Here is a 12290-nt window from a genome sequence, read left to right as displayed (position 1 = left end):
AATCCGCAGGATGACCATCCGATGCTGGGGTCCGTGGTCGACCGTTTGATCGCTGTCGATCCGACTGTCGACAAGGCGACGATGCGCCAGCGGGACGGCAAGCTGTTCGGGCTGTGGCCGGCGATCGGCGAGCAAGCCACATGGATCGTGTACGTAAGGCGGTGCTGACCCCGAGCTATCGCCGAGAACTCACCGTGCTGGCGCGAAACCTCCGCGAGACCGACCAGTCAACCGGCCCGGGCTGACCCCTGTCGGCGCTCTCGTCGAACCGCAATCCTGTCCAGCCTCAACGGCCCCCGGCCCTCATGTTCGCGCGCCCAGTGCTTCGCCCTTGATTGACTTAGCGCCAGCGTTTGACAGCGCCGAGGTAGTCCGCGAAGGAGTCGGCCGATCGATTTCGTCGCCCTATCGAAACCTCCGAATTGAGCGCTCACTGAGCGCTCAATTGGTATCATTGCCTCGTGAACGACACTAACCCCCACGCCCGACCGGCACACCTCACCCAGTCGGAAGCCGCTCGACTGGCTGGTGTTTCCGTGGCTACCTGGCGGCGTTGGGAGAACGATCCCGACGATGTCAGTGCCACAACCCGAAAGAAGTGCGAGACGGCACTGAAGAAGGCAGGGCGAGCCGAAGATGAGGAACGCAGAGGAGACAGGATCCTCCAGCAACAAGCCGATCTGTTCCAAAAACATTGGGGCGAGTCACCGTTCATGACCCCCCGACAAGCGTTGCTCGTCGCCTACACCCTCGACTTCTGGGCCGATTCCAAAGGATTCATTCTCGATGGGGAGCCGTTCCACGACGGAAATCCCTTCCAGCGGTTCGACCTTCGAGTCATGATGCTCATCAACGAGAACCCGGCCTGGCTAAAAAACGCATGGCAGCAGTGCTATTCGCTTTCCAAGCTCTTACAGCATGGCATCAACCCGCTGCGCCACAGACACTGCCTGTTCGACGAACTCATCCTCTTGGCCGCCGTCGACGATCTCCAGGACGAACCAGACGAAGAGCACCCGTGGCCACTGCCACCCGAACGAGTCACCGACTGGACCGATGTGGACGCCGACGCTGAACTGGGTCCGATCGAGGATGACGACTGGGAACGCCTCGAATCCCACATCCTCGAACAGTCCGTCTTCGACATCGGCATACAAGCGATCCTCGGCTACACCTGCGGAGACCGTGACGAACGCGAATACGGCGACCCCACCATCAACAACATCGGCGAACCGGGAGCATCCCTCCCCCACCCATACCGATGGTTCGACCCCCTGAACCCATAAGGCGCGAACCCCTAACCTCACTCAACAGTCCAGCCCCCGGCATCGTTCAGACCGAGTAGAAATCCGCAATGACCAGGTGTTTTCCAGTTGTCCATGTTTTGCGTGTCCTGCCAGGGAATCGAACCTGCGACCACCCGGCGCGCCACGGTGCGAACCGACGAGCGCGTTCCTCACCTCCAGACCTCCTAGACACGGGTCAAGGCGTTCATAGCCGACGCGGCATGTCCACGTTGGTCCGTCTTAGCCGACGCGGCTGAGCCGCCCGCCTGGCCAAGGCGATCGGGAGCCGCACGCGCGCAACGCCGCCGAAGGTCTCGCGGTCAGCGAGCCGTCGTCTCAATGTCGGTGACCAGGCGCAGGACGGAGCGCTCATCGGGTTGACCGAGGAGATGGCGCACGCGCTTGGGGCGCCAGCGCAGCTCGCGAGCCAGGCCGGTCAAGGTGAGGGTGCGTGATTTTCGGCGAGTTCGAAGGCCTTGGCGAGCTGGGCGGGGGTTTCGCCGGGATACTGAGTGACAGGATCGGAGCCGAGTATGCCGACCTCCGTAGAGGTGGTTGAGGCGTTGGTGAGCACGGCGGACGACGGCGTCGGAGATGGTGCCGGTTTCGCAGGAGCGGTACACCAGCGACTTGATCGAGACGCCCCATTCGTGGCTGAGCTGCCGAGCGCGTTGATGTCGAAGCGGCGGGGAAGCTGGTCGCGGATCTGGTCGGCGGGGGTGAGGAATTCGGCGGCGAAGGCGTCGGCTTCGTGTTCTTGCTCGGTGTCACCGGGAGCTGCGTCCACATCGTCCGTCGCGGCGGATCGGAACCGCGACAAGGCGGTCCGCAGACGGCATCCATCAAACACACAGCCAAAACGGGGGGTTTACGGGGGGCCAGGACCGAAAAACAGGTCAGGCCCGGTCAGCTGACCGGGCCTGACCTGCTATTTCTGTGGAGCTAAGGGGACTCGAACCCCTGACCCCCACACTGCCAGTGTGGTGCGCTACCAGCTGCGCCATAGCCCCTGGTGATTGCCCTCAGGTTTCCCTGACTGCCTGAACGAAGTTACACCACCGGCCTGTCAGCAACCAAATCGCCTTGATTCGGGGGGTGACGAAGGGGGTTGATGATCGTAGAATCGAACATATGTTCGATAGCGATGATCTCTCGGCGGTGGACTTCAGTGCCATTAGTGACGAGGGGCTTATCGACGCCCTTCGGACGGCGCACGGGGCGGCTGCGGCCGCGCAGGCGGCGGAGGTGTTCGCGGTGCGGGAGCTGTATCGGCGGCGGCGTGCGGAAAGTGCGGATCCGGGGCCGGATGGGGTGCGGGGCGGGGAGTTCGCGGCGACGGAGGCGGCGGTGGCGCTGCAGGTCGACGAGGCCACCATTGCGGCGCTGATCGATATCGGGATCGCGCTGGAGGATGCGCTACCGCGCACGCGGGCGGCGTTCGCGGCGGGACGGATCGATCTGGCGAAGGTGCGGGTGATCGTCGACAACACGCGCGCGGTGGCGCGGGAGGTGGTGGCGGATTTGGAGCCGCGATTGCTGGAGGCGGCGGGGCGGACCAATACGCTTCGGCTGCGGCAGGCGGCGCGGCGCTGGGCGGCTCGGCTCGATCCCGGTGGCACGCGGCGGCGGCGAGAGCGGCGACAGGAAGAACGCGATGTTCGGCTGCGCGCGGTCCAGGACAGCATGGCCGTTTTCGACGGACTGCTGCCCGCGCCGGGTGCCCAGACGGTGGCGATGCGGCTACGAGAAATGAGCATGCAGGTGTGCGCGTCGGATCCACGGACGATGCCGCAGCGGCGCGCAGACGCGCTCGTCGCGCTGGCCGATGGGTCCGGGCAGTTGCGGTGTCAGTGCGGGCGCGGTGCGCGCTGCCCCAAGTACGGCGTGCCGATCGAGCGGCCGCGCCGCCCGCTCATTCAGATGGGTATCCCCGCCGATACCCTGCTCGGGATTCAGGAGTCGCCTGCATTCCTGGCCGGCTATCGGCCCATCGACGCGGCGCTGGCGCGAATACTGGCCGAACATGCTCGCTTCCAGGTGATTCCGGAACAGTCCGATATCGACGACCCGACCACCGCCGAGGAGGCGGCGCAGTGGCGGCCCACGCCCCGGCTGGAACGCGAAGTCCGTGCGGTGGACGGAATGTGCCGCTTCCCCGGTTGCGCGATGCCTGCCGCCGAATCCGAACTGGACCACAACCATCCCTTCGACCACGAGCGACCATCCCGCGGCGGACCGACGGCACGCACCAACCTCGCCGCGCTCTGCGGTCGCCACCATCGCCTGAAGACGCTGGCGGACAAGGAAAAACTCCCCTGGGCGGTCTGGCGCGCGGACCTGGAGCGCCTACAGTGGACCGCACCGACGGGCGACATCCATACAACCGTCCGCGAGGGCGCCAAATACCTCTTCCCGCGCACCGACACCGGCACACCCGCCGCCCCGTACCTCGGCGTCCAGAGATCCGAGCAGGCGATGGCCCCGCCCCGAGCCCTTCCCGACCGCCCCACCGCCGAAGAGATGGTGTACCCCCTGAACGGCTACGTAGTCGTCCACGGACAGCTTCGGCGGATCCCACCCGAAGACGAAATCCCCGACGACAGACCCGAGCCAGCCCGAAATCGCGCGCAATAACCCTTCGGCGTCAGCACTGCCCATCAACCAATCGGCACCCATTCTGCACGATTCGCTGTGCAGACCTCCGGAATCGAACCTTGTCGACCCCTGGCAACCGAATGCCCGGCGACAACAACCAAAACAAGCAGTTGTTTCGAGAACAGTGATGCAAATCACGGCCGGTCGCTACATTGTTTCCACCCGGCTACTCGTCCTGAACTGCGGATGGTTCAGTCTCCTGCGAAATGCCGTGGCCAGAAAGGCATCTCGACCATGAGTTCGACCACGACTACGCCCCCGCCAACCCTGATCACCGGGTTGTGGCAGCGCAAACTACCGCACTATCCCGATACGCCCGCCCGCTCCTGGTACCTGGCCGTGGTGGTCATCGCCTCGATCGCACTGTATTACCAATTGTTCGTCACCGGCGCGGTGGGCAATGAGCTCATCGCGTACTTCGATCTCTCTTTTGCGTACTTCGTGTGGATCTTCATTATCGGCGCCGCATTCGGCGCGGTCGCTTCGGTACTCGCGGGTGTGCTCGATCGGTGGGGGCGGGCGAATATCGTCGCCTACGGCGTGGTGATCTGCTCGCTGCTGACGCTGTTCGCGGTGCCCGCGACGACCTCGAAAGAGGCATACCTCGTCGTCTACATCCTGGTGAGCATCGTCGAGGGCGCTGTGCTCGTGGCGACGCCGGCACTGATCCGCGATTTCTCGCCACAGCTGGACCGCGCATCCGCGATGGGTTTCTGGACGCTCGGACCCGTCATCGGCGCCCTGGTCACCACCCAGATCTCCACCCGGACCCTGGACGCGCATCCGGACTGGCAGTACCACTACCGACTCTGCGGCGCGATCAGCCTCGTCATCGCCGTGATCGCGGTGATCGGATTGCGTGAGCTGAGTCCACAACTGCGCGACCAGATCATGGTGTCGCTGCGCGACCGGGCACTGATCGAGGCACGCGCGCGCGGCATCGATATCAGCCAACTGGAGCAGGGGCAGTGGCGGCAGATGCTGCGCCTCAATATCGTGGGGTCGGCCCTGGGGATCAGCCTGTTCCTGGCCTTCTTCTACACGATCGTGTCGTTCCTACCGGTCTACATGGCCACGAACTTCGGCTTCAGTCCGGCCAAGGCCAATGCGCTCGGCAACTGGTACTGGACCGCCAACGCGATCGCGCTGGTGCTCGCCGGTATCGCGTCGGACAAACTCAAGGTGCGTAAGCCCTTCATGATCGTCGGCGCGCTCATCAGCATCGTCGGTATGTTCGTTTTCATCGGCTACACCGACAAACCCGACACCGGCTACTACGCGTTCGCAACGGTTTTCGTGGTCATCGCGGTTGGAACCGGCATCGCCTACTCCACCTGGATGGCCAGCTTCACCGAGACGGTCGAGGACCGGAACCCGGCCGCGACGGCAGTCGGACTCGCGGTGTGGGGCGGCACCCTGCGCGGCGTCGTCACCGTCGTCCTGTTCGGCTTGCTCATCGTGGTGAACGCGGCGGGCCCGCTGGTCAATTACGGCCCCAAGCTCCAGGAAATCCAGCACCGATTCGGCCCGGAGCTGGCGACCATCCAGCAGGTCGGACCGGAAACCCTTGCGGCGCTGAAAACCAACCCCAACGATCCGGCCGCACAGCTCACGGCGATGACCAAGCTCACCGGCGCCACAGCGGCCGAGATTCAGGCGGCCTTCGGGCTGAGCATGAAATACCCGCAGGAAGTCGCGACCCTGCAAGCCATCGCTCCCGCCACCTTGGCGGCGCTTGCGGCCAACCCCACCGATGCGAACGCCGGACTCGCAGCGGTCGGTCAGGTGGCCAAGAAGTTCGGTATTCCGCCGGACCAGGCGATTGCCCGCCTCACCGCCGTCCAGCAGATTCCACCCGCCGAACTCGCCGTGGCCGCGAAGGTCGGCCCGCAACTCGAGCAGGCGAGCGCGAAGCTGAAGGCGGTCGGCACCATTCCCGTCGAAGACCAGGCCTACCTGGCCGAGCACGCCACAGAAGTGCAGCAGGCGCAAGCCGATTCGCCCTCGCAGTGGAAGCGCTGGTGGTGGATCTGCCTGATCGCACAGGTCGCCTTCCTGCCGTTCGTCTTCCTGATGGCCGGACACTGGAGCCCGAAGAAGGCCGCGGCGCAGGCCCAGGAGCACGACAAACTCGTCGAGCGCGAACTCGCCACCCTGTCGACCACGTGACGCCGCCGGTTCGGGCGGCGCGATCGCGTCGCCCGAACCGGACGCTTCGACGTTCCGGCCGTCAGCGACCGTGGAGGTAGCTGTCGGCCAAACGGGGTGGGGCGCAAGCCAACCAACCGTCTTGCAGGAGTTCGCGCAGCCGCTCGACGGTGGTGCGATTCAGTTCGACGAGGACCGCGGCATAGCCGTCGAAATGCGGGATGGTGAACACACCGGGGCGATCCTCGGCGAGAACGGCTTCCTTGTCGTTGAGGTCGGCCAGCCGCACCGCGAGGATCGGCGCCTCGGGCCGCTCGGTATCGCCGAATCGCTTGATATCAGCCTTGCTGAACGGTCGTTCCCACGCGAAAGCCTTGCCCGCGACCGACCATGTTCGGTAGTCGAATCGCAAGCCTTCGGTCACCTCGGGGAGCTGAAGAGCGATCTCAGCGGCATCGTCCAGGGTTGCCACTCCTACGACGCTAGCCGATTCTCGCGATCAGCGTGCGACGTCGAGGATCCACTCTTCGTTGTTGACGTCCAGCTTGTTCTTGCCATCGAAAACCGAAGGGGTTGCCGCACGCCCGTCGAGCAGTTCGTTGAGCGCGCCGAGCGCGACCAGGGCGTGCGCCCGCGCGGCATCGACCTTCGCGCCGGCAGCGATGCATTGCGCCACCTGATCGGATGCGCCCGCCTCCCGTGCCACCGCGGCCAGTTCCTCGTTGCTCAGGTCCGCGCCGCCCTCCTCGGGCTGCCTCGTGGTGAACAACAGCGTGTGGAATTTCGAGTAGACCGGACCGGAACCGGCCTCGGCGACACACTCGTTCGCGGCGATCGCGCGCGTCGAGTAATCCTTGCTGCGCGACTTGGATTCGAGAAAATTGACCAGGTGATAGCGCACCGCGAGCTTGCCTTCGTCTTGCTGCTGCGCGATTTCCTGACCGTAGACGCGCTCCATCGAGCCGCAGCCCGGGCACAGCGGGTCGGCGTACACGTCGATCGTTTTCCGCGCGTCCGGGCGACCGACGAGGATCAGGCCGTCCGGCTGCAGCGTCGCGACCACCGCCGAGCTGTGTACCGGACCGTACCCGTCATTGCGCACAGCGGGTTCGTCGCGACCCCACCGCATGGCCAGGATCACGATCAACACGATGAGCGCGAGAGCCACGGCGCCGAGGGCATAGGTGGTCTTGCTCGACATCGGTCGCGGGGTGTAGTTCGAACGCGATTCGCTCACCCCGAACACTCTGCCGCAACCGTCCGCGTCGACCCGCGCCGGGTGCTGGCGAACGTGCGAGTGTCCCACCGCTTGGGCTAGACCTTGGCGCGTCCCTCCGCGGCGTCGAGAACTCGCTCGGGAGCATCATCCCCGCACGACTCCGCGGCACGATGCGCGAGCTGATATTCGGCGTCGTCGCACGGTACGCCGCTCACATGATCGGATCGATCGGTGTCGAGCGGTCGAATCCGCGACTGCAACGGCTCCGGCACCACAACCCACACCACTGCGGCGACGGCGAGCAGCGCACCGGTGACGGTGAGCGCAACCCCGTAGGAGACGTGTTGCGCCAGCGCACCGATCGCGACCGGGCCGATGACGGTGCCCAGGTCGGCCGCCATCTGGAAGCCGGCGAGCACCGGCCCGCCGCGTGCCTTCGGCCCGATCACGTCGGCGAGCGCAGCCTGCTGCGTCGGCGTCAGCATGCCCGAGCCGAGCCCGGCCACCACCGAACTCACCATCAGCCACAACAGGTTCGGCGCGAATCCGAGCCCGATCGTGCCGACCGAACACACCAGCGATCCGGCGATCAGAAACGGTCTACGGCCCCAACGATCCGACAGCCGGCCCGAGAGGAACAGCACCGCCACATTGCCCGCGGCGAACACCGTCAGCGCGACGCCGGCCATCCCCGACGGCTGATGCAGCACCTCGACCACGAGCAACGGCACCAATGCCATGCGCACGCCGAAGACCGCGGCGCCGTTGGCGAAGTTCGACCAGAGCACCGCCCGATATTCCGGCCGCGCCCAGCCCTGCCGGAAGGTCAGCACCCGCACCGCACCGGTCGCCTCCGGCGCGGCCAGATTCGAGTTCCGCAGGCTCAGGTAGACGGCCACGGTGACGGCGAGCAGCGCGACCATGTAGATCACGAACGGCGCCCGCAACCCGAGACCGGACAGCGCCCCACCGACCAGCGGCCCGCTCACCGAACCGATCAGGAAGCTGGTCGACCACAGCCCGGACACCCGCCCGCGCTGCGCGGGCGGCGACAGCCGAATCACCAGTGCGAGCGAGGAAACGGTGAACATGGTCGACCCGATGCCGCCGACCGAACGCAAAACCAGCAGCTGCCAATAACTCTGGGCCAGCGCGCTCGCGCCGGTCGACACCGCGACGATCAGCAGCCCGCTCAGATACACCGAGCGCTCCCCCAAGCGCTGCACCAGTCGGCCGCTCACCGGGGCGAACAGCAGCCGCATCAACGCGAAAGCGCTGATGATCGCCGACGCTGCCGCCACACCGACGCCGAAACTGCGCGCGTACTGCGGCAGCACGGGTGCGACCAAGCCGAAACCGATGGCAATGACGAACGCGGCCCCGACCAGCACCCAGATCTCGGTGGGCAGGGCCTTCGATCTACTACTCACCCGACAGCGCCTGCCCGACCATCTCCTCCGCGGCGGCCTGCACCTGCGTCAGATGCTCGGGGCCGTGGAACGATTCGGCGTAGATCTTGTACTTGTCCTCGGTGCCGGACGGGCGCGCGGCGAACCACGCGTTCTCCGTCGTCACCTTCAGACCACCGAGCGGTGCGCCGTTGCCCCGTGCCCTGGTGAGCACCGCGGTGATCGGCTCGCCCGCGATCTCCTGTGTGGTGATCATGTCCGGCGTCAACTTCGCGAGCAGCTCTTTCTGTTCCCCGGTTGCGGCGGCGTCGATCCGCGCGTAGGCGGGGCTGCCGTAGCGCTTCTCGAGTTCGACATAGCGCGCCGACGGGCTCTGGCCGGTGACCGCCGCGATTTCGGCGGCGAGCAGTGCGAGCAACAGCCCGTCCTTGTCGGTGGTCCAGACGGTGCCGTCCATCCGCAGGAAGGATGCACCTGCGCTTTCCTCGCCACCGAAAGCCAAGCTGCCGCTGAACAATCCGGGCACGAACCATTTGAAGCCGACCGGCACTTCGTGCACGTCGCGGCCGAGCACGCCGACCACCCGATCGATCATCGACGAGCTCACCGCCGTCTTGCCGATCTTGGTCAGCGCGTCCCAGCCCATCCGGTTCGCGACGAGATATTCGATGGCGACCGCGAGGAAGTGGTTGGGATTCATCAACCCGCCGTCGGGCGTGACGATGCCGTGCCGGTCGGCGTCGGCGTCGTTGCCGGTGGAGAGGTCGTAGTCGTCCTTGATCGCGATCAGCGAGGCCATGGCGTAGCGCGAGGAAGGATCCATGCGGATCTTGCCGTCGCTGTCGAGGGTCATGAACCGCCAGGTCGGGTCGACGAACGGGTTGACGACCTCGAGCTCGAGGTCGTAGCGCTGACCGATTTCCTCCCAGTAGTCGACGCTCGCCCCACCCATAGGGTCGGCGCCGAGCCGGATGCCGGCGCCGCGAATGGCGTCCAGGTTCAACACGTTCGGCAGGTCCGCGATGTAGTGGTCGAGGTAGTCGTAGCGTTCGACGCTGGTGTCCAGCGCATGCTGCAGCGTGGTGCGGCGGATGCCTGCGAGACCGCTGCGCAGCAGTTCGTTGGCGCGGGCGGCGATGGCGTCGGTGGCAACGGTGTCGGCGGGACCGCCGTGTGGCGGGTTGTATTTGAAGCCGCCGTCACGCGGCGGGTTGTGCGAGGGGGTGACCACGATGCCGTCGGCCTGGTGGCGGGTGCCGCCGCGATTGTGGCGCAGCACCGCATGACTCAGCGCGGGGGTCGGGGTGTATCGGTCGCGGGCGTCGATGATGGCGGTCACATCGTTGGCCGCGAGCACCTCGAGTGCAGTGGTCCACGCGGGTTCCGACAATGCGTGTGTGTCCCGGGCCAGATACACCGGGCCGGTAATGCCCCGGGTCGCACGGTATTCGATGATCGCCTGGGTAATGGCGAGAATGTGCGCCTCGTTGAACGCGGTGTCCAAGCTCGAGCCACGATGCCCCGAGGTGCCGAACACCACCTGCTGGGCGGGATCCTGCGGATCCGGGATGCGGCTGTAGTAGGCCGTCACCAGATGCGCGATGTCCTCCAGGTCGGTGGGTCGCGCGGGTCGCCCGGCTCGATCATGGGCCATGCTCGGGTCTCCCTTCCGGATCGGCTGCGCCCGGCTCGTCATCAGAATCATGTCCACAACCACTGTGTCGCGGATGCCGCGGCGAAGACCGCGACCAGACCGGCCACGACGCTGATCACGACATTGCCTGCGGCATAGGCGTAGGCGCCGTCGGCAATCAGCCTGATGGTCTCGTAGCCGAAGGTGCTGAACGTGGTAAGCGCACCGCAGAAACCGGTCCCGGCAGCGGTGAGCAGCCAACTGTTCGCACCCGCGCCGACCAGACCACCGAGCAACGCCGAACCGACAATGTTAACGGTCAAGGTGCCCCACGGCAGCAGAGATCCGAAACGTGCTGCGACAGCACGGTCTATCAGATATCGAGCGGGTGCGCCGAACATGGCACCGAGCACGACGAGTGCGACGTTCATCCGAGCATCCCTGCGGTCGGCTGCCAGATCGTCACGTCGGACAGGGTGACGTTCACCGCGGCGAGCATCTCGGCATTGTGCTCGACGAACGACCGCAGCCGCTGGGCATCATCGATGACCATCACCTGCACGGGTAGGTGTTCGGCCAGATCCAGGATCCGGCTGGTGTGGATGCGCGAGGAGGCGCCGTAGCCCTCGACTCCACGCCACACACTTGCCCCTGCCAATCCGGCGTCGCGGGCCCGCTGCACGATTTCGTGATACAGGGGGCCGTGTTTCCATTTGTCGTCCTCGTCGAGCAGCACCGTCAGCCGCGCGGCCTGCTTCCACTGTCCCGCCGTCGGACGCGCGCCCGCCGGTGAATCATTCATCGTCTGACCCCCTTCCGTCGTGCCGTCATCATGTCCGTCGAGCCCGTCTGGTCATCCATCGCGCCGAGCCCATTCCGAGCACGACCGCGACGAGCGCCGCCACCACCGTTCCCCCCAGATAGCCGAGCGCCTCGACCGTTGCACCCGATTGGAGCAGTCTACGAACCTCGAGGCTATAGGTGGAAAAAGTGGTGAAGCCGCCGAGCAGGCCGACGCCGAGGAACGGGCGGAGCAGTCTGTGGGCTACCCACACTTCGGTAATCAGAATCATCAGAATTCCGATCGCAAAGCATCCCACGACATTGATCGTGAACGTCGACCAGGGGACGTGGCCCGGTCGCGGCGGCCACCATACGCCGATGCGGTAGCGCAACATCGCCCCGATCGCGCCGCCGACGGAGATCACCAACAGCACCATCGGTTCGACGGCAGGGGCGTCGGTCCGCCGACCCATGCGCTGACCTCCTGCCGAGCCGAATGTCACCGGTGCAATGCTATCGGCTGTACCGTGCGGTCTGTTCGCCCGGGACGGCGGCACAAATTACGAACAGTACCGTTCGTCGACATGTGTGCAGGTACGACGTTCGAATGCCCAGAAGGTTTCGCCGAGGTTCCACCTAACCCCCTACAGACTCAGGTCCGGAGCGATGATGGCTGCACGACGAGCAGTACCCACGATCCATCGGGCGACGGCGAAACCGCGCCGACTCGAGCGTCAGCAACTGTTCGGCAGACGGAATTCGATCACCTTCGGCGGGCGCCGATAACTGGGGCGGCTCACCATCGCGACGCTATCGGTCGCGGCGGCGAGCCTCACCTACCTGCCGCCGGCCGCGACGGCGGCGATCTTCCCGCTTCCCGACGGCGACGGATTCTATTTCGCGCCACCGAATGTGGGCGACCTCCAGCCCGGCGCCGACCGCTTCGCCGGCATCCCCCGCGCCGAGCAACTGCTGAGATTCACCGGCAACTACCGAGATTCGGTGACACAGCACAGCGCCCGCGTCGAAGCCTTGGGTTCATGCGGTCGTCGCAACACTCTCGATGTGAGAGGTTGCGGCGACCGTGTCGTTTTCGGAGGATCTGGCTCGGTTCGGTGATCCGCTGACCCGGCTGGTCGATGCCGGGGTTGCGGTGA

At 65.8% G+C, this 12290-nt stretch carries 11 protein-coding genes and 1 tRNA gene; 3 read left to right on the top strand and 9 right to left on the bottom strand.

Features of this window, described 5'->3' with window-relative positions:
- Nucleotides 1-461 precede the first annotated feature (461 nt).
- Complete coding sequence (locus ACLMAL_RS35410; RefSeq protein ID WP_412003049.1) at nucleotides 462-1286, top strand: hypothetical protein; 825 nt, start codon at nucleotides 462-464, stop codon at nucleotides 1284-1286.
- A gap of 436 nt (nucleotides 1287-1722) precedes the next feature.
- Here the strand turns inward: ACLMAL_RS35410 and ACLMAL_RS35405 are convergent, their stop codons facing one another.
- Together ACLMAL_RS35405 and ACLMAL_RS35400 are read right to left on the bottom strand one after the other, a co-directional pair.
- Nucleotides 1723-2073, bottom strand: coding sequence for a hypothetical protein (locus ACLMAL_RS35405; RefSeq protein WP_412003048.1), 351 nt, complete (start codon nucleotides 2071-2073; stop codon nucleotides 1723-1725).
- A 150-nt stretch (nucleotides 2074-2223) separates the two neighbouring features.
- Nucleotides 2224-2296 (bottom strand) — tRNA-Ala (locus ACLMAL_RS35400).
- A gap of 121 nt (nucleotides 2297-2417) precedes the next feature.
- Between ACLMAL_RS35400 and ACLMAL_RS35395 the strand changes: the two genes are divergently transcribed.
- Nucleotides 2418-3920 (top strand): DUF222 domain-containing protein, encoded by a 1503-nt coding sequence (locus tag ACLMAL_RS35395; RefSeq protein ID WP_412003047.1) that lies wholly within the window; start codon nucleotides 2418-2420, stop codon nucleotides 3918-3920.
- 255 nt (nucleotides 3921-4175) lie between these two features.
- Nucleotides 4176-6110 carry an MFS transporter gene (locus tag ACLMAL_RS35390; protein WP_412003046.1) on the top strand — a complete coding sequence of 645 codons (1935 nt, stop codon included), beginning with the start codon at nucleotides 4176-4178 and terminating at the stop codon, nucleotides 6108-6110.
- A gap of 61 nt (nucleotides 6111-6171) precedes the next feature.
- Here ACLMAL_RS35390 and ACLMAL_RS35385 read toward each other — a convergent pair whose 3' ends face one another.
- From ACLMAL_RS35385 to crcB, 7 genes are all read right to left on the bottom strand, one after another.
- The gene (locus ACLMAL_RS35385) at nucleotides 6172-6561 is read right to left on the bottom strand and encodes an MmcQ/YjbR family DNA-binding protein (protein WP_412003045.1); all 390 of its coding nucleotides are present in this window, start codon (nucleotides 6559-6561) and stop codon (nucleotides 6172-6174) included.
- A 27-nt stretch (nucleotides 6562-6588) separates the two neighbouring features.
- Complete coding sequence (locus ACLMAL_RS35380) at nucleotides 6589-7326, bottom strand: DsbA family protein (RefSeq protein ID WP_412003044.1); 738 nt, start codon at nucleotides 7324-7326, stop codon at nucleotides 6589-6591.
- Between the two features lie 77 nt (nucleotides 7327-7403).
- Nucleotides 7404-8738: an MFS transporter gene (locus ACLMAL_RS35375; RefSeq protein WP_328404868.1), complete on the bottom strand. Its 1335-nt coding sequence runs from the start codon at nucleotides 8736-8738 to the stop codon at nucleotides 7404-7406.
- Nucleotides 8731-10371 carry a phosphoglucomutase (alpha-D-glucose-1,6-bisphosphate-dependent) gene (pgm, locus tag ACLMAL_RS35370; RefSeq protein ID WP_379061138.1) on the bottom strand — a complete coding sequence of 547 codons (1641 nt, stop codon included), beginning with the start codon at nucleotides 10369-10371 and terminating at the stop codon, nucleotides 8731-8733. The genes ACLMAL_RS35375 and pgm overlap by 8 nt, the downstream gene beginning before the upstream one ends.
- Nucleotides 10372-10418: 47 nt before the next feature.
- Entirely contained in the window at nucleotides 10419-10781 is a 363-nt protein-coding gene (locus tag ACLMAL_RS35365; protein WP_328404873.1) for a CrcB family protein, read from the bottom strand.
- Nucleotides 10778-11152 (bottom strand): DUF190 domain-containing protein, encoded by a 375-nt coding sequence (locus ACLMAL_RS35360; RefSeq protein WP_328404875.1) that lies wholly within the window; start codon nucleotides 11150-11152, stop codon nucleotides 10778-10780. Before ACLMAL_RS35360 ends, ACLMAL_RS35365 begins: the two co-directional genes overlap by 4 nt.
- Before the next feature lie 28 nt (nucleotides 11153-11180).
- Nucleotides 11181-11606, bottom strand: a complete 426-nt coding sequence (crcB, locus tag ACLMAL_RS35355) for a fluoride efflux transporter CrcB (RefSeq protein ID WP_328404877.1) — start codon at nucleotides 11604-11606, stop codon at nucleotides 11181-11183.
- Between the last annotated feature and the right edge of the window lie 684 nt (nucleotides 11607-12290).

The sequence above is a fragment of the Nocardia sp. CWNU-33 genome, assembly GCF_046764895.1.
Classification (GTDB): domain Bacteria; phylum Actinomycetota; class Actinomycetes; order Mycobacteriales; family Mycobacteriaceae; genus Nocardia.
This window is presented reverse-complemented; position numbering and strand designations above follow the sequence as displayed.